The following is a 17,272-nucleotide window of genomic DNA, read 5'->3' on the forward strand; positions in this document are numbered from 1 at the left end:
AATCGCCTGACGGTTTGGCTAAAACTCGAACTTCAGCGGCGCGGTGTTTTTCTGTTCCAACACCACCGGCAATCGGAAGTTTTCCGGCATGCGCTTCATAACATAGCGGCGGCCGTTGTCCACATGTTGGTAGCGCATCAATTCGCTGCTCAGGTGGTCGATGCGGTAGGCGTCGTAGTGCGACGGGTTCTTCGCGTTGGCCAGTTTCATACCATCAACCATCACCCAGCCGCGAAAAATGCGAAAGTACACATCTCCTGAAACGCCCCAAAAGCCGACCTCGGCCTGGCTTTCCACCCGGCCGTCGGGGTGGGTGCTGCGAAAGTCTGTGCGATAGGTGCCATCTTCGGCTCGCTCAACTAACCACTCTTTGCGAATACCCGTTTTGCTATTGGCGATGCCATACCACTTACCCAGCAGGGCTTTGCGCGCCTGCGCGGTAGTCAGGCCACCGCCCTCTGCCGGGGCGGAACGAACGCTATCCCGAGACTCCACGGCGGGCGTGGCAGCAAGGCTGGCATGCTCAAACTCCACCTGCTGGCGGTCCACCATTGAGCTGCATGCCGACAAACTGGCTGCCAGAATGCCCGTTAACACCAGGCTGCCCAAGCCAGAGAATTTAATCATCTTGTCCATCCAAACAAAGCAGACGCTGATGAGCGGGAAAATACAGCGCCGACGAAATCGGACATTCTAACCCAGTTGCCTGCAAGGCCTCTCGGTATATCTGCATTTTATTGCTGTAGCGCTCACGCTGGGCCGCCAGAAAGGTCTCTAGAGAGCCTCGTGCCTCAGCCGTCTTATAATCGATAATCCAACAGCGCGGTTGCTCGCCGCGATTGTCGATAAACGCGCGATCGAGAATGAGCGTTTGCCACTGCCCCGCCATCAAGCGACGAATGGTTTGTTCACTGGCCTGCCAGTCGTAACTTTGCAGAATCCACTGCCCCTGTTCGCAGGCAAGTGTATTGTCGAGCAAGTGCAGCACTCGCGCCAGGCTGTCTTCCAGGCCCGGCTCGGGGTGGCAATGGTGGCGCAGCCGCTGTCGCAGTGCGCCGGCCAATCTGGCGCGGTCATCTATCAGCAACTGGCTCGGTTGCTGGCGCCCCAGCCGCTCCATTAATTCGTGGAACACAATACCGACTGCGCGCTCTTCAATATTGTCTTCAAGCACCGCGTTTTCGGTCTGGCGCTGCACCCGTTGCAGCGGCGACTCCGGGTACACCTCCGCCTGCCAGGGCGGCTGCAGTGTCACAGAAAAGTCGCGCAGCCTCGGTGCCAGCGGCACTCGCAGCGGCGACGCTTCATCACCTTCCTGCAGCAGCTCGGCGGCTTCAAAGTCAGGCGACACCACCGGCCACAATCGTGCCAGAAAACTTGCCGCATCGGGCTTGAGATCGTCTTTACTGTTCATTTTCGCCACGCCAAACAAGTGCAGTTCCACTTTCGCGCGGGTGAGTGCCACATAGAGCAGGCGATCCAACTCTTCACTGAGCGCCTGCTTTTGTACGCCGCACAAGTAGTCGTAAAGCCGCTGCTCATCACCGCCACTGCGCTGCGGTTTGGGGGCAAACAGCATGTGCTGTTGCAGGCGCTGCCAGGCCAACAGTGGCCGGTCATCATTGCGGCCGCGATTGCCCAGGCCGGGCAGGATCACCACATCAAATTCCAGGCCCTTGGATTTGTGAATGGTCATCAACTCCACGCGACTGCTCGGCGGCGCGGCGAACAATCGTGCCAGCGATGACTCAAAGGCCGCGATATCTTCGAGAATACCCGAGGGGGCGTGCTCGTCGAGCACCGCAAGCACACGGTCGATATCAGCTTGCTGGTGCGGCGCAATACAGGCCGGCCCACCCAAGCGGTGCCACAGGCTTCGCAGTGCCCAGCGCAGGTCGCGACTCTCCGGCCGCGAGTCCAGCCAATTCAGGGCCTCCACGAGGCGCGTGCAAACGCGCCGTCCCTCGTCACTGAGCGCGGTGTTCTCAGCACTGGTGTAGAGGGCCTCACGCAGGGACATTTCGGTTTCGCGCAGGCACAATAGGTCGTCCCAGCTCAGGCCCACGAAGGGCGCGCGCAACAGGCCGGACCAGGCAACCTCATCGGCGTCGTGCCACAACGCCCGCAGCATAGACAGCAGATCCATTACCGCCGGCAATTGCGCCAAGCTGTCGATATCCTGACCAGAAAAGGCAATATTTGCGGCTTTGAGGGCTGGGGTAATCTCCCGTAAGTGACTGCGGCCGCGCACCAGGATCGCAATACTCGCCTCGGGCGTTTCCCGCTGCACACGCTGGATAATTCCCACCACGTCCGCGGCCTCGCGGCGGGCAGCACTGGCGCTAGCATCGACATCTTTAGCCACCGCGATGGGGTGAACCTGCAATCGCCCGAGATTTTGCCGCTGTGGCAACGCTTCTACATAGGCACTGTCACGCTCGGCAAACAGGCCGCGAAAACAGCCGTTAACCCATTTGACCAAGGTCGGCGATGATCGGAAGTTGGCGCGCAACTGCAGCAAGTCGAGGGATTTTCCCGCAAAGCTGGCGGACTGGCGCAGGCCATCAAACAGGCTGACTAAGCTGCCCCGAAAGGCGTAGATGGATTGCTGCAAATCGCCGCAGAAGAATACCGAGCGCCCGTCATCCGGCGCCCAGTCTTGACACAGCGCCTTGAGCAGTTCGATTTGACTGACCGAGGTATCCTGCATTTCATCGACAAGGATGTGCTCGATGCGATCCTCGACCAGCATCGCGTCACTGACCTCCCCGGCACTTCCGGTGCGAAGGGCATGAATGGCGCGCAGGGCAATTTCACCAAAATCGACGCCGCCGCGCTGCTCAAACACCAGCCGCAGCTGCGCCAGCAGGTAGCGCAGCGCCACGCAGAAATGCCCCACCAGCTCGCGAGACCCGTCTGGCAAGGCAGGGGGCGGCAGTGTTGCCAGCGTCTGCCAGTGCGCGGCCAGCACCTCCGGCTCGCTTTCCTGGGCGCGCTTCAACCAGTCTTTTGCCTGCTCGGTTCCCGGCTGGCCCTTTTTAAATTTAGCGTGCTGCACCGACCCCGGCTTGTAAAGCTCACCGCTGCCTTTGCAAATACTGCGCCCCATCTCCGCCAACACCGGCAAATCCGCTATGGTGACCGCCTCCGGCTGGGGCAGCTGCGCCGCCCAACTGTGTGCATCGCAGCTACCGGACGACTCCCGGTAAGCCGCAAACAGCTCGTCGATGCCAAAATGCTTAAGCTGCGCCCAGTGATGCTCAAACGCCTCGCTCACCAATGCCGTTAGTGCCTCGTCCATCACGTCGAGGTCAGCGCTGAGAATATCCTCCTGCCATTGATCGCGCTTGGCCAGCAATGCCGACAACAGCGGCTGCAGCGTTTCTATGCGGTTACTGCCGTAGCGCAGCAAACTTTCCAGAGCTTCGCGCAACGGCGCCGGACACTGCGGGTCGTCGAGCTGACGAAATAGCTCCAGAATCGCCTCGCGGTACAGCGCCTCGCTGTCGCTAACGGGGGCGGCAGCACCCAGGCCTGACAGCAGCGGCAAACGCCGCACCAAGCTCCCGCAAAAACTGTCGAAGGTGGCAATGCGCAGGCGCGCGCTATTTTCCAGCAGGTTCCAGCCCAAGCGGGCCTGGTGCTCACGCACCGCCAGCACGGCGTCGCGAATATCGCGGTCGAACACACTGTTGATGGACATTGCCTCTGCCGACTGCAGAGCCGCCATCACCCGCTCTTTAATCTCGCCCGCCGCTTTGTTGGTGAAGGTGATGGCCACCACTTGTTCTGGGCGTTCCACACAGAGCAGGCAGCGCAGATAACGCAACAGCAGCACGCCGGTTTTTCCCGAGCCCGCAGGCGCGCTAAGCAGTACTGAGCGAGCGGGATCGACCGCCTGCTCGCGCTGGGATTGATCGGGAGGACTGAGTAAATCGCTCATTATTCGTCCTCCGAGCTGGCGCTATCGCGCAGCAGCGGCTGCAGGTAGGCGCTAAAGCTGCGATCCAATTGCGTGCTGTAATCGTGGGCGATGTTGCCCGCCAGAATGCCCTCCGCCATGCTTTGCAAGGCGCCTTCCCAGGCGCGAAGTTCGGCCTGCCACTTTTCAGGGCTGTCGACATCATTGCCGTGGGCCTTTTTGGCAATGACACTGTTGGCCCAGTTGCTGCGCATATGCACTTTCAAATCGTCGGGACTGCGCAGCTGGGCCAGCATCACCCCATCGACAGGGCTACCCTCGCTGGCGGCCAGCGCATAAATAGGTAGTTGCGGCTCAGTCAGGGAGTCACTATTGAGCGCCTTGCCATCGATGCTGCCGGTTTTGTAATCGATAACGAGGTGCTTGTCGCCGATGCGATCAATGCGGTCGATGCGAAGTTTTAGCGGAATTCCCATTAACTGGGTATCCATCGCTGTTTCCAAGGCGACGACGTCAAAGTCCTGCAGGCGCGCTTTCTCCTTGTATTCCAACCAATGACTAATCAGTGCCACCACGCGCGTCTTTTCAAGCTGCATCAGCGACTCACCAAAGCGTTGCGGGTTGATTTCCGAGCCCTGCAAGGCCTCGTCCACACACTGCGCCACCAAGCGCTCTATCCCGGCAAAGTCCAGTGCGTCCAGCGCGGCCTTGCCCTCTAAACGCTGCCACACTTTTTCCAAGCTGTCGTGAACCAAAATCCCCTGCAGACGATGATCCAGCCCCTCCGCGGGCCGGGGAAATTCTTTCAGGCGCAAACGGTATTTTAGAAAGGCGAGAAAGGGGCTCTGAGCGTATTCTTTAAATAGACCGCTGCCGCCCCGCAGCCGCGCCCGCTGCTCGGGAGCCACCGGGCGCACCGCATCTGACTGTGGAAGTGTTAACTGCCCCTGACAGCGAACCGGCAACTCCCCATCAGCCACCTCTGCCGCGGCCATCGCCGGCAGCAAACTACAGGGCGCACGGGGTGTGCCGCTGGGGTCTTCGCCGGCATAGCTGCAAATCAATGCGGGGGCGCTGCGCAATATCTCCGCGAGCAGGGCGCGATCGCGCTGCAAACACAAGCCGGGCTCGCAGCCATCAACTTGCGCCTGGCGCTGAAGGTGCAGCGGTAAAAACGGTGACGGTTCAGCGCGGCGCGGCAGGGCTGCGTCATCGAGCCCAGCGATCCAGGCGCCGTCGAAGTGCAGGCCGAGTGCCTCCTCGTACTGCAAGACCCTTATCCGGGCCGGGCTCCGCCGGCTGACGGCAAAGCGTTTGGTGGTCAGAATGTGCTGCAGCCAGTGCAGGGCATCGCTATGAGCAACCTCCCCCAACTGGCGATCCAAGGCGCGAAACACATCCATCGCCTGGCTAAAGCCACGGCGACAGTCCGCAACCACCGGGTCATCGCTGTCGGCATTCGGCCACCCCGCCGCCAACAACATTTGGTCGAAACTGCGCACCCAGGCCGAAGGCAGTTGCCGCGACGGCTGCGCGCTAATGTGTGAGTGCAAGGCCTGCAAAACATCGACCCCGGCGTCCTCGCCAAAGTACGGCGCCAAGGCCAGCATTTCGCCAAGCTGACATTGCACCGCTAAGCGGTCGCGACAGAAACGATCATACTGTGCGCGCGGCTGGCGCATGGCTGGCCAGTCCGCCACAAAGCGGCTGCGCAACACGCGACTCAGCTGCTCCAAGGGCAGCGCGCCCTGGCGCAGAGAGATCACATCCCAAGCCGCCCGAATAAGTGGGTACGCATAAAGGCTCTCGCTGCCCTCAAAGGCCCAAGGCGCCTCCTGCGCCTCACCCTCGACATAGAGCGACTGCGGAAATACCCGGCGTTGCAGCGCCCGCTCAAGCGGCGCACGGTAATTATTCATGTCGGCGACCAACACCGCCAGGTTCGCCTCGGGCTGCTGCGATAGCTGCCCGGCCAGCCAATTAGCAATGGCGTCGCACTCTTGCTCACGCTGGGTCGCGCTGTACAAGCTCGGCACTGTATTAGGCGGCGTGTCGTCGAGCTGAAAACACTGCACACCCTGCGCGCGACACTGCTCGATAAATGCTTGCGTGGCGGGTGTTAAGTGCAGCAGAGGCGAGAGAATTAAACGCGCCGGCAACGGCAGTAGCCCCTCGGGTAACGCGGCACTCAACGCTGCCGGTAACTGCTCCGCACTCATCGCGTCCAGCTCGTCCAGCGCCTCCTGCATAGCGCTGCGCCAATGGAAAAAAGCCTGATACTCGGCAGAAAACAGGTAGTCTTCACGGTTATTGCCAAGGCGATAGGCGGCGTGAATTTGGAAAGCATCGACAAACTGGCGAACAATAGCCAGGCTGTTGAGGCAGTTGGCCGGGAAGAACTCGCTGCTTTCGATGATCTTCTGCGCGATAGCCAGCAACTGAATGGGCCGCAACACCTGGCGACTGGGCAAGCTCTCGTCCCACAGTTCCGCCAACCACTGCGCAACAGGAACAACGCTCATGGTTTCCAAAAAAGCCTGGTCGTGCTCGCCCCGCGCCACCGCAATGCGCTCGCGCAACTGGCGGGCACTGGCATCACTGGGCACGAGCACCACACTTTTGCCGTCGAGGCTGAGCAACTCTTCAAAGTGTAGTGGTGTCATTCAGCATCCTTGTGTCACTCGTCTGGGCGTGGCCAACGCCAGCATTATCGCAAAAGTCCGGGACAAAAACGTCAGGCATAAAAAAAGCCGCGACCAGCGCGGCTTTTGCAATCTCGCGAAGAGGCCTTACTTGATTTTGGCTTCTTTGTAGATCACGTGCTTACGAACAACCGGGTCGTATTTTTTAAATTCGAACTTGTCCGGAGTGTTACGCTTGTTTTTAGTGGTCGTGTAGAAGTGACCAGTGCCCGCGCTGGAGACCAGACGGATTTTATCGCTAGCGCCTTTCTTCGCCATGATGGTTCTCCTTAGTATTTTTCGCCACGGGCGCGCAGATCAGCCAGAACTGCGTCGATGCCCTTTTTGTCGATGATACGCATACCCTTGGCTGATACGCGCAGGGTTACGAAACGTTTTTCTGCTTCAACCCAAAAACGGTGGCTGTGCAGGTTCGGCAAAAAACGACGACGGGTGCGGTTTTTTGCGTGGGATACATTGTTACCGGTTACCGGACGCTTACCAGTAACTTGACATACTCTGGACATGATTTTCCTTCGCCTCTTTAAGCTTTTTACGCAAAAAAGCCCGATGAATTCTGCTTCAAAACTTTCGCTTTAAAAATATGGGCCGCAGCACCGGGAAAACCAGTGCCCGAATCAGGCTCGCTTGACACCGCGCAGCGGTCAGACCCAAATTGAGCGCGACTTTATACCAGAAGCCTCCCCCCTAATCAATGAAACTGGTGAAAAAACCAGCATTGCGGTGCAGATCTGCCGGTATCGCCATCGTCAGTTGCGTGTTAAGCTCAAATTTGTATCGCGCGCGATCAAATTCGCGCCCGCACTCATTCTGAGAATCAGCCCCGTGGAGGCCACCAATTTATGTCACGCGACGCTCTGTTTACCCCCTTCTCCTGCAAATCATTGCAGCTACCCAATCGCCTGGCCATGGCACCAATGACCCGTTCGCATTCGCCCGGCGGTATTGTCTCCGATGCTATGCGCGGCTACTACCAGCGTCGCGCCGAAGGCGGTGTCGGCTTGATTATCTCTGAGGGAACGGGCATTGCCCGCCCCGGCGCACTCAACGACGCCAAGGTTCCCCGTTTTCACGGCGAAGCCGAGCTCGCCGCGTGGCAGCAGGTGGTCGAGGCGGTACACGATGCCGGCGGCCAGTTTGCCCCCCAGCTCTGGCACGTGGGCGCGATGCGGGCCGCGGGCGGTGCCGAACGCATTGATGACGCGCTACTGGAGAGCCCGTCAGGTATTCCTTCCCCCGGAAAAACCCGTGGCCGCGTCATGTCCGACAGCGACATTGCCGACACCATTGATGCCTTTGCCCAAGCCGCCCTCGCCGCGAAGCAAATCGGCTGCGACGCCGCTGAGTTTCACGGCGCCCATGGCTACCTGATTGATGAATTCTTCTGGGGGCCGACCAACCAGCGCGACGACAAATATGGCGGCACGACGCTGGTAGAGCGCAGCCGCTTTGCGGTGGAGATTCTTAAAGCGGCGCGGGCAGCAGTGGGTGAAGACTTTGCGCTGATCCTGCGAATTTCCCAGTGGAAGCAGCAGGACTATCAGGCCCGACTCGCCGACACCCCCGAGAAAATGGCTGCCTGGCTTGAGGCGCTCAGCGACGCCGGGGCCGATATTTTCCACTGCTCACAGCGACGCTTTTGGGAACCGGAGTTTGAGGGTTCGTCATTGAATTTTGCCGGCTGGGCGAAGAAACTGACCGGCAAACCCACTATCAGTGTCGGTTCTGTTGGCCTTGAGGGTGACTTCCTCGACACACTGGCCAAAGGGTTGTCATCTGAGCGCGACCAGCACCAGCGCATGGACGAACTCGAGCAGCGGATGAGCGACGGCGAGTTCGACCTGATCGCGGTTGGCCGGGCACTGCTGCAAGACCCCAATTGGGTCGCCAAGTTGCGCGATGGCCGCGAAGACGAGCTGCAAAGCTTTGATGTGAAGTCGATGATGGCACTGAGCTAGAGCACGTTATAAAAGGCCGCGCTCCGCCAGGGAAATCACCTCGGGGCCGGCCACAATGCAGTGATCTAACAAACGAATATCCAACAGCTGCACGGCCTCGCGGATGCGGGCCGTGATTCTGACATCGGCGTCACTGGGCTCGGCGACCCCACTGGGGTGGTTGTGGGCAACGATCAACGCTGCCGCATTTAGCTCCAGAGCGCGACGGGCAATCTCCCGCGGGTAGACTGCAGCGCCGTCAATCGTGCCAAAAAACAAGGGTTCGTAAGCAATCAGCGCATGCTGGTTGTCCAGATATAGCACCGCAAAAACTTCACGCCGCTCGCCGCGCAACTGGGCGCACAAATACTGTTTCGTCGCGGCCGCGCTCGCGAACACCTGCTCGCGCTGAAGGGCTTCTGCCAGATAGCGGCGGGACATCTCTATCACTGCCTGCAGCTGAACATACTTGGCGTCGCCCAGCCCCTTTGACTGGCAGAAACGCTGCTGGGAGGCCGACATCAGCGCCGCCAGACCCTCGTGCTCCGCCAGCAATTCGCGTGCAAGATCAACAGCCGACTTGCCGCGTACGCCGGTTCGCAGAAAAATGGCGAGCAACTCGGCATCGGAAAGCGCCTGGGCCCCACGCTGCAACAGTTTTTCACGGGGCCGTTCATCCGCGGGCCAATCACAGATTGCCATACCACCCTCCTTGGTGATGTTGCAAAGCGATGTTTATGGACGCTCCGCCTAGTGCCCATCGCCTTGAAAGTTCATAATAGCCGCTTTATTGGCAATATCGAGCCCAGGCATGAAGCAGCTCAGTAATCGACAAATCCTTCTCGGCATCACCGGCGGCATCGCCGCCTATAAAAGCGCCGAGCTCGTGCGCCGCCTCAAAGATCACGGCGCCGATGTGCGAGTGGTAATGACGGCCGCCGCTATGGAGTTTATTACCCCGCTCACCCTTCAGGCGCTGTCAGGTAATCCGGTGCACACGGCACTGCTCGATCCAGAAGCCGAAGCGGGTATGGGGCATATTGAGCTGGCGCGCTGGGCGGACTTAATCCTCGTCGCGCCGGCCAGCGCCGACTTTATGGCGCGCCTGGCCAACGGCCGCGGCGACGACTTGCTGACCACATTGTGCCTGGCAACCCCCGCGCCCATCGCGCTGGCCCCGGCAATGAACCAGGGGATGTGGCGCGACCCCGCAACCCAGGCGAACGCCGACACACTGCGCCAACGTGGGGTCGCCTTGTTCGGCCCCGCGGCCGGTGAACAAGCCTGCGGCGACATTGGCCCCGGCCGTATGCTCGAATCCGAGCAACTGGCAGAGCTCGCGGCCGGACTGTTTAACAGCCGCGCGCTGGACGGTATTTCCCTGAGTATTACCGCCGGCCCCACGCGCGAAGCGATTGATCCGGTTCGCTATATCAGCAATCACAGCTCCGGCAAAATGGGCTACGCACTGGCCGAGGCCGCTGCCGACGCCGGTGCCCGCGTCACCTTGATTAGCGGCCCGACCCAGCTGCCTTGCCCGCCGCGCGTGACACGGGTAGATGTCATCAGCGCCGACGACATGTATAAGGCGAGCATGGCAAATATGGGCAGTTGCGATATTTTCATCGCCTGCGCCGCGGTCGCAGACTACCGCCCGGCCCACATCGAAGAGCAGAAAATAAAGAAGCAGAACACCTCGATGAATATCGAGCTGGTGCGCAACCCGGATATCGTTAGCGCTGTAGCCAGCCACGACCAGCGACCCTTCACGGTGGGCTTCGCCGCCGAAACGCAAGATGTTATTCACTACGCCAAAGGCAAGCTCGAGAAAAAGAATCTCGATATGATTATTGCCAATGACGTCTCGGACACACGCATCGGTTTCAATTCTGATGAAAACAGCGTGACGGTCGTCGACCCAAGCGGGCAACAAAAACTGGAACAGATGGGTAAGCGCCAACTTGCGAAGCAATTGATCGACCTTATCGCCGCGCGGTACGCCGAGCAAAAGCGCGATCACAGCAGCTGAGGTGGGCAACGATTCCCCGCTTGAGCCGCCTTTCGCTAGACAGCAGCCCATTGCACTACCATGATGAAAGTTCTAAACCAACTTTTGCAGAAGATCAGCCAGGCCCATGACAAAAAAGCGTAGCGCCAAAGCGGCCGTTAAATTTCCTCTTTCTCCTGCGCGCAGAGACATCCTCGCCTCCGGCATTGTCTGCGCCGCACTGATTATCGGCGCGTTCTACTGGATCCAAACCATCGAGCTGCCGCGCAGCCTGAATCAAAACGTTATTGGCATTACCAGCAATATCGCCGAGCACCAGCGCAAAGTCGTTATTGATGTTGTCGACTCCATCGGCAAGCGGGTTAGCGTTCAGGCAGCAAGTCCCGCCATCGCCGAGGCACTTATTAGTGGCGATCAGCAGCGGCTTACACAGCAGGAGCGCGACCTGCAACGCAGCTTCCCCGCAGCAATAGACGCCAAGCTTATTCTGTTGGGCGATCAGGGTATCGCCGACGAGCGCAGCCAAACGGATCGACTGCGCAACCACATAGAAATCGATATGCTGCGCAAAGCCAGCGACACCGGCAAGCTCACCATTGAAGCGTACCGCCACGACGGCCAATGGATTATTTCGATGCTGGAGCGAGTCAGTGCGCGCGGGGCGATTATCGTCAGCTTCGACAGCGAATTTTTCGCACGGATTTTGCGCAATATTGCTGGATCCAGCGTGCACAATGAGCTGGTGCAGCGCTACAAAGATCGAGAAGACATCGTCATTGCCGCTGACTCAAAGCAATTCAGCGAGTTTATGGTGAGCCGCAACCTACCCGTGCCCGGCTGGACACTGCATGTGTTGCCGCAATCGGCAATGCTGGAGGCACTGCGAGTTGACGGCACACTTATTTGGCTTGCGTGCTTGCTTTGCCTTGGCATCATCGTCGGCAGCCACAGCATTTTCTTTCTTCGAGCCGATCAACAGCAAAGCAGCCCAGCGCCGCAACCCGCCCCTGCCGCCAAGTCACCGCCACCCAGCCTCGAGCAGCAGCTGGCCCGCAAACTGGCGGCGCGAAAGCCCAGTGACAGCGACCAAGGTACAGCGCCATTTAACCCCCAAGGCAGCCTAACCCCGCCCCTCCCCGAGGCGGCACCACTAGGCAAGAAAGCCACCGCCGCCGCACACGCCGAGCCACACCCTCCCCCGCCTGCTGCCGATGCAGAGCCGGACGAAAACGGCCCGGCCTTGGCGTTGAACTGCTTTCGCGCCTATGACATCCGCGGCATTGCCGGTCGCGACCTGAGCGACGCGCACTGCGTGCAGATTGGCCTGGCGCTGGGCAGCGAGGCCCAGGCCCGCGGCCACAGCAAAATGCTGCTGGGGCGCGATGGTCGCAACAGCAGCCCACGCATTCGCGAAGCCTTACTCAAAGGCCTGCTAGGCAGTGGGGTGGATGTTGTCGATTTAGGCATTATCGCCACGCCCATGCTCAACTTCGCCTGCTACGACCTGAATATTGGCAGCGCCGTAATGATCACCGGCAGCCACAACCCCGCTGACCACAACGGCATGAAAATGCTGCTGGATTTTCAGAGCCTCACAAGCGACGACATACAGTCCTTGGCGCGACGTATTGAAAGCCAGCACTTCACCAGTGGCGACGGCCAACTCAGCAATGACAGTATTGAACAGCGCTACATAGACCGCATATGCAGTGATGTCGTAGTCGCACAAAGTTTGAAAGTGGTTATCGACGCCGGCAATGGCGCCACCTCCAATATAGTGGTGCCACTGTTTGAAGAACTGGGCTGCGAGGTAGTGCCACTGTTCTGCAACATCGACGGCAGCTTTCCCAATCGCGACCCCGACCCCACGATCCCGGAGCACCTGGATGCCCTCGCCGCGGCGATCAGCGAACACCAGGCGGATATCGGTATCGCCTTTGACGGCGACGGTGATCGCGTGGCGGTAGTGAGCGCCAGCGGCCGACGCCCCCGCGCCGACGAATTACTCATGCTGCTCGCCGACGACATGGTTAGCCGCAATCCCGGCTGCGAGGTGTTGTTCGACGTAAAATGCAGCCGACTGCTCAGCCAACTTATTGTGAATCACGGCGGCCGCCCCACCATGTGGAAATGCGGCCACTCACATATGAAGCGCAAGATGGCCGACAGCGATGCACTGCTCGGCGGCGAGTTCAGCGGCCACATCTTCTTTAAAGAACGCTGGTATGGCTTTGATGATGGCATGTACGCTGCAGCGCGCCTGCTTGAAGCGCTCACGCTGGCCGGCACGACACTCGACGACGAACTGGCTGGCTACCCGAGCCTGCACAGTAGCCCGGAGATATTGATAGCCGTGGACGACGAGCGAAAATTTTCGCTGGTGCAGAGCTTCGCGAATCACGCTCAGTTTGACGATGCCCAACTTATCGACATTGACGGCCTGCGCTACGAATTTCGCAATGGCTGGGGCTTATTACGCGCCTCCAACACTGGCCCAGCAATCTCCCTGCGCTTTGAAGCAGACAGCCAGGCCGCCCTGGATGGAATTCGTGAAAGCTTCGCACAAACCCTGGCGAAGATTGATCCGACCCTGGCAGATGGTCTTTAATAGTCACCCTTTTTATACGGCCGACTAATCGGCCCCCAGCACGAGAAACACTATGTCACTCAGCCGCGACGCTGCGGGCGATGTCGCCCGCGTTCTGACCGAAGCACTGCCTTATATTCAGCGCTTCACCGGCAAAACCATCGTTGTAAAGTTTGGCGGCAACGCCATGGTCGACGACCAGCTCAAGGAGCACTTTGCGCGAGACATCGTGCTGATGAAACTGGTTGGCATGAACCCAGTGGTCGTTCACGGCGGTGGCCCGCAGATCGGCGACCTGCTAAAACGGCTGCAAATCGAGTCGCGCTTTGTTGAAGGCATGCGCGTGACCGACAGCGACACCATGGACGTGGTCGAAATGGTGCTGGGCGGCAGCGTCAATAAAGAAATTGTCTCACTGCTCAACCACAACGGCGGCAAGGCCGTGGGCCTAACCGGCAAAGATGGCCAATTAATTCGCGCCCGCAAGCTCAAGGTTCGCCACAAGACACCGGAAATGTCGGCCCCTGAAATTATCGATATTGGCCATGTTGGCGAGGTGGAAAGTGTTAGCACCGACGTGCTGGACATGCTGGTCAATAGCGACTTTATCCCGGTGATAGCCCCCATCGGAGTGGGCCCTGACGGCGCCTCATACAACATCAACGCCGACCTCGTTGCAGGGAAAATTGCCGAGGTCTTAAAGGCCGAGAAGCTGATGCTACTCACCAATATCGAGGGCCTGAAAAACAAAGAGGGCGAAGTCCTCACCGGGCTGAGCACCGAGCAGGTCGACGCGCTAATTGAAGACGGCACTATTTATGGCGGCATGTTACCGAAAATCGGCTGCGCACTCAGTGCCGTGAATGCCGGCGTGAACAGCGCCCATATTATCGATGGCCGCGTACCCCATGCCGTACTGCTGGAAATCTTCACCGACACCGGTGTGGGCACCCTAATCACCAACAGCAGCGTACAAGCTGCAGACAGCGGCGAATAAGGCAGGCTATGACTAAGCGACCTTCACGCCGCGACGAAATTCTGCAGTCTCTGGCCACCATGCTGGAAAGTCAGCCCGGCAGCCGTATTACGACGGCAAAGCTGGCTGCCGAAGTCGGTGTTTCCGAGGCGGCGCTATACCGCCACTTCCCCAGCAAGGCGAAGATGTTTGAAGGCCTGATTGAGTTTGTAGAAGAGGCTATTTTCAGTCGCGTTGCGCTGATTTGCAGCGAAGAGGAACAAGCGGAAGCGCAGCTCGCTAAAATCCTTCACCTGCTGCTGGCTTTTACCGAGCGCAATCCCGGCATTACACGCATTTTCAACGGTGATGCCCTGGCGGGCGAACACGAGCGCTTGCGCAGCCGCGTGCAACAATTTTACGACCGACTGGAAATGCAGCTGCGACAAATATTGCGCGAAGCTGAACTTCGCGAGGGGCTGCGCACCCAGGCCACGGCAAACACCACAGCAAACTTACTGATGGCTTGCGTAGAGGGGCGTATCGGGCAATTTGTGCGCAGTGAATTCAAGCGCCTGCCGAGCGCAGACTGGGATGACCAGTGGAAGCTATTGCGAGCGACGGTATTTCGCTAGCCGCTAATTGTTCTCGCTGTGAAAGGCGCGGCGTCGTTTTACGTTTTCCTGCAGCTGAGAGAAGCGGGCCTTGTCCCGTTCGTAGGCCTCTTCCACCTCGAACAATTCCGCATTGCGTCGCTCAAGGTCGCTCTCCGTTGCACTGACTTCGCGACGCAAGTCATTTAGCGTTTTCGCCAATGCCTCTGGCACGGGACGACCGCGGCGCTCCTGCTCGGCCGCTTCGGACTGATTCTTTCGTACCTTATCCTTCAGTGCAGACAAATTGCTCTTCAGTATCGAAATGCGTACCCGTATATCGTTGAGCGCGCGCGCCTTGGCGTGGTCAATATCGGCAATGTCGCTGTAACGCAGCAGCAGGGATTCATCCCAAGCGCGCATTTTTTCCTCGGCTTCAGCTCGCGCTTTTGCCACCGCTCTTTCGCGCTCCCACGCCTCCCGCTCGGCACCAGTCAGCTGCGCAGCCACGCTTTTCACTACGCTGCCGTCAGCTCGGATCACATCGTAGCCGCGTGGCACAACATCAGGTGGTAAACGATCGAGGATAACCACCTTATTGTTCGCATCGACGTAGCGATAAAACAGCTTCTCTGCCGCTATGGCAGGCGCGCTCACTACGGCCAACGCGAGGCATAGTGGGCTGAGAAACCGTAACGACCAACAAGGCATAAACTCTCACTCTCCTGTTTTACCTGAACTATAACGACACACCGTAGCGCTCACGATACGCACTTACCCTAGATACTAGTTCAGGATCGCCCGCACCGGCATTCAGATACTCAACAATATCGTTAAGGCCAACAATACTAATGACCGCCAAGTCACGCTCGCGTTCCAGCTCCTGAATGGCGGACAGTTCGCCCTTGCCGCGCTCCTGGCGGTCGAGACCAATCGCCACTGCCGCCACGCTGGCGCCAGCGGCTTCGATCATGGTAATGGCCTCGCGTATTGCCGTACCCGCAGTAATCACATCGTCAATAATCAATACACGGCCCTGCAGCGCCGCGCCCACCAAGGTGCCACCCTCGCCATGGTCTTTGGCTTCTTTGCGGTTATAGGCAAAGGGAATGTCGATATTGTGGCGCTCTGCAAGTGCACAGGCCGTCGCTGCAGCCAGAGGAATCCCTTTGTATGCTGGGCCAAACAACACGTCGAACTGCACCCCCGAGTCCACAATGGCGTCGGCATAGCAGGCCGCCAATGCGCTTAAGGCGCCACCGCTGCTAAAACGGCCGGCGTTAAAAAAATACGGGCTGACACGTCCCGACTTCAGGGTGAATTCACCAAAACACAGCGCATCGCTGTCGATGGCTTGGCGGATAAACTGTTGCTGGAAAGGCTTAATACTCATGGGCGGCTACGACTCATCTCACAAAAGCTGGATTGTAGAGCCCCTTATTGTACGCACCGCGGTGGCCGCGGCCCAGAGCGAAGCGCGGGCATTGTAGGCAAAACTCTGCTGAACGCCCTCAATCATGGTGTTTTTGCCGACATTCACGCCCAATTGATTGTCGTAAAAAGGGTTTCATTGTAGTCTAAACACCTGTTTAGTACGGACTTTGCAAGTGTCGATCTCGTCGCATCGCAATCTCCTTTAGAGGCTTGCAGCGCGCACAGCACGGCCTACTCTGCCCCAATAATGGCGGGCGACAGTATCGTTGAATAAGGGCATCAGGCCCGCATAGTAGACACACGGGAAGCACATGAGAATCATCAGCTTTTGCGCTGACAGCATCACTGATGCTGCGGAAAGAGGCTTTTTTGACTGGGTCGTCAAGCAGGACGCGGATATCATCTGCCTGCAAAACCTGGCTATAGCCGAGTACAAGCTTCGCGACGACGTCTTCTTCCCCCGCGAGTACAACCCGTACTTTTTTGATGCCGCCGATGGCAAAAGTAACGGCGTGGCGATTTACTGCAAGCAGCTACCCAAGGCCATTATGACTGGCCTCGGCTTCATGGATTTCGATATGGATGGCCTCTACATCCAGGCCGATTTCGACAATATCAGCATCGGCAGCCTGCTGGCACCTAACGTCCCCGACGGCGACAGCGAGGCGCAGATCCGCAAAAATAACTTCTTTGAGCAGTATTACAACCACCTGCACAAAGTCCGCAACAAGCGCCGCGACTTCGTCATTTGCGGCAACTGGGGCATCGCCCACAAAAGCATTGATATTCAGGATGTGAAGGGCAATCACGGTGTATCAGGTAGCCTTACTGAAGAGCAGCAGTGGATGGAGCGCTTGTTCCATGAAGAACACTACGCTGACGCCTTCCGCCTGGTGAATACCGATGCCGATGAGTTCAGCTATTGGCCCGACGGTGAGCCAGGCAAAAACGGCTGGCGCGTAGACTATCAGGTGGTATCAGAAAGACTGATTCCGCGCGTTGAATACGGCGCCATCTACAAAGTGCAGCAATTCGGCAAGCACGCGCCGGTAATCATGGATTACGACTACGAATTGCCAGAAAGCGCCTTTTAATCTTTTAAGCAGCGGAGGCTCAGCCTCCGCCACACCCTCG

General features: G+C 58.6%; 14 protein-coding genes. 6 read left to right on the forward strand and 8 right to left on the reverse strand.

What is annotated here, in order from left to right:
• Positions 1–18 precede the first annotated feature (18 nt).
• From H573_RS0113855 to rpmB, 5 genes are all read right to left on the reverse strand, one after another.
• Entirely contained in the window at positions 19–627 is a 609-nt protein-coding gene (locus H573_RS0113855; RefSeq protein ID WP_154653910.1) for a hypothetical protein, read from the reverse strand.
• Complete coding sequence (locus H573_RS0113860) at positions 620–3,943, reverse strand: UvrD-helicase domain-containing protein (protein ID WP_027874787.1); 3,324 nt, start codon at positions 3,941–3,943, stop codon at positions 620–622. The genes H573_RS0113855 and H573_RS0113860 overlap by 8 nt, the downstream gene beginning before the upstream one ends.
• A complete protein-coding gene (locus H573_RS0113865) occupies positions 3,943–6,585 on the reverse strand; it encodes a PD-(D/E)XK nuclease family protein (protein ID WP_027874788.1) in 2,643 nt (880 codons plus the stop codon). The genes H573_RS0113860 and H573_RS0113865 overlap by 1 nt, the downstream gene beginning before the upstream one ends.
• Before the next feature lie 126 nt (positions 6,586–6,711).
• A complete protein-coding gene (gene rpmG, locus H573_RS0113870; RefSeq protein WP_022959072.1) occupies positions 6,712–6,882 on the reverse strand; it encodes a 50S ribosomal protein L33 in 171 nt (56 codons plus the stop codon).
• A gap of 11 nt (positions 6,883–6,893) precedes the next feature.
• A complete protein-coding gene (gene rpmB, locus H573_RS0113875) occupies positions 6,894–7,130 on the reverse strand; it encodes a 50S ribosomal protein L28 (protein ID WP_022959071.1) in 237 nt (78 codons plus the stop codon).
• A 336-nt stretch (positions 7,131–7,466) separates the two neighbouring features.
• On the opposite strand from rpmB, the gene H573_RS0113880 reads away from it, so the two are divergent.
• Positions 7,467–8,582: an NADH:flavin oxidoreductase gene (locus H573_RS0113880; protein WP_027874789.1), complete on the forward strand. Its 1,116-nt coding sequence runs from the start codon at positions 7,467–7,469 to the stop codon at positions 8,580–8,582.
• A gap of 6 nt (positions 8,583–8,588) precedes the next feature.
• Here the strand turns inward: H573_RS0113880 and radC are convergent, their stop codons facing one another.
• Positions 8,589–9,263, reverse strand: coding sequence for a RadC family protein (gene radC / locus H573_RS0113885; RefSeq protein WP_027874790.1), 675 nt, complete (start codon positions 9,261–9,263; stop codon positions 8,589–8,591).
• Between the two features lie 109 nt (positions 9,264–9,372).
• Between radC and coaBC the strand changes: the two genes are divergently transcribed.
• From coaBC to slmA, 4 genes are all read left to right on the forward strand, one after another.
• Entirely contained in the window at positions 9,373–10,590 is a 1,218-nt protein-coding gene (gene coaBC, locus H573_RS0113890) for a bifunctional phosphopantothenoylcysteine decarboxylase/phosphopantothenate--cysteine ligase CoaBC (protein WP_027874791.1), read from the forward strand.
• Between the two features lie 106 nt (positions 10,591–10,696).
• Positions 10,697–13,177 (forward strand): phosphomannomutase/phosphoglucomutase, encoded by a 2,481-nt coding sequence (locus tag H573_RS19385; protein WP_084498093.1) that lies wholly within the window; start codon positions 10,697–10,699, stop codon positions 13,175–13,177.
• A 52-nt stretch (positions 13,178–13,229) separates the two neighbouring features.
• On the forward strand, positions 13,230–14,153 hold the full coding sequence (gene argB, locus H573_RS0113900; RefSeq protein WP_027874792.1) for an acetylglutamate kinase: 924 nt from the start codon (positions 13,230–13,232) through the stop codon (positions 14,151–14,153).
• Between the two features lie 8 nt (positions 14,154–14,161).
• Positions 14,162–14,746: a nucleoid occlusion factor SlmA gene (gene slmA / locus H573_RS0113905; RefSeq protein ID WP_027874793.1), complete on the forward strand. Its 585-nt coding sequence runs from the start codon at positions 14,162–14,164 to the stop codon at positions 14,744–14,746.
• A 3-nt stretch (positions 14,747–14,749) separates the two neighbouring features.
• On the opposite strand, the gene H573_RS0113910 is transcribed toward slmA, so the two are convergent.
• A complete protein-coding gene (locus H573_RS0113910) occupies positions 14,750–15,415 on the reverse strand; it encodes a hypothetical protein (RefSeq protein ID WP_154653911.1) in 666 nt (221 codons plus the stop codon).
• A gap of 28 nt (positions 15,416–15,443) precedes the next feature.
• On the reverse strand, positions 15,444–16,097 hold the full coding sequence (gene pyrE / locus H573_RS0113915; RefSeq protein WP_027874795.1) for an orotate phosphoribosyltransferase: 654 nt from the start codon (positions 16,095–16,097) through the stop codon (positions 15,444–15,446).
• A gap of 352 nt (positions 16,098–16,449) precedes the next feature.
• Here pyrE and H573_RS0113925 point away from each other — a divergent pair, with 352 nt between their 5' ends.
• Positions 16,450–17,232: an exodeoxyribonuclease III gene (locus tag H573_RS0113925; RefSeq protein WP_027874796.1), complete on the forward strand. Its 783-nt coding sequence runs from the start codon at positions 16,450–16,452 to the stop codon at positions 17,230–17,232.
• Positions 17,233–17,272 lie beyond the last annotated feature (40 nt).

It is taken from the genome of Neomelitea salexigens DSM 19753, assembly GCF_000422345.1.
GTDB classification, from domain to species: domain Bacteria; phylum Pseudomonadota; class Gammaproteobacteria; order Pseudomonadales; family Spongiibacteraceae; genus Spongiibacter; species Spongiibacter marinus_A.

Coding starts and splice junctions, on each gene's coding strand:
- H573_RS0113855 (WP_154653910.1), bottom strand. CDS start 627: ATGATTAAATTCTCTGGCTTGGGCAGCCTGGTGTTAACGGGCATTCTG.
- H573_RS0113860 (WP_027874787.1), bottom strand. CDS start 3,943: ATGAGCGATTTACTCAGTCCTCCCGATCAATCCCAGCGCGAGCAGGCG.
- H573_RS0113865 (WP_027874788.1), bottom strand. CDS start 6,585: ATGACACCACTACACTTTGAAGAGTTGCTCAGCCTCGACGGCAAAAGT.
- rpmG (WP_022959072.1), bottom strand. CDS start 6,882: ATGGCGAAGAAAGGCGCTAGCGATAAAATCCGTCTGGTCTCCAGCGCG.
- rpmB (WP_022959071.1), bottom strand. CDS start 7,130: ATGTCCAGAGTATGTCAAGTTACTGGTAAGCGTCCGGTAACCGGTAAC.
- H573_RS0113880 (WP_027874789.1), top strand. CDS start 7,467: ATGTCACGCGACGCTCTGTTTACCCCCTTCTCCTGCAAATCATTGCAG.
- radC (WP_027874790.1), bottom strand. CDS start 9,263: ATGGCAATCTGTGATTGGCCCGCGGATGAACGGCCCCGTGAAAAACTG.
- coaBC (WP_027874791.1), top strand. CDS start 9,373: ATGAAGCAGCTCAGTAATCGACAAATCCTTCTCGGCATCACCGGCGGC.
- H573_RS19385 (WP_084498093.1), top strand. CDS start 10,697: ATGACAAAAAAGCGTAGCGCCAAAGCGGCCGTTAAATTTCCTCTTTCT.
- argB (WP_027874792.1), top strand. CDS start 13,230: ATGTCACTCAGCCGCGACGCTGCGGGCGATGTCGCCCGCGTTCTGACC.
- slmA (WP_027874793.1), top strand. CDS start 14,162: ATGACTAAGCGACCTTCACGCCGCGACGAAATTCTGCAGTCTCTGGCC.
- H573_RS0113910 (WP_154653911.1), bottom strand. CDS start 15,415: ATGCCTTGTTGGTCGTTACGGTTTCTCAGCCCACTATGCCTCGCGTTG.
- pyrE (WP_027874795.1), bottom strand. CDS start 16,097: ATGAGTATTAAGCCTTTCCAGCAACAGTTTATCCGCCAAGCCATCGAC.
- H573_RS0113925 (WP_027874796.1), top strand. CDS start 16,450: ATGAGAATCATCAGCTTTTGCGCTGACAGCATCACTGATGCTGCGGAA.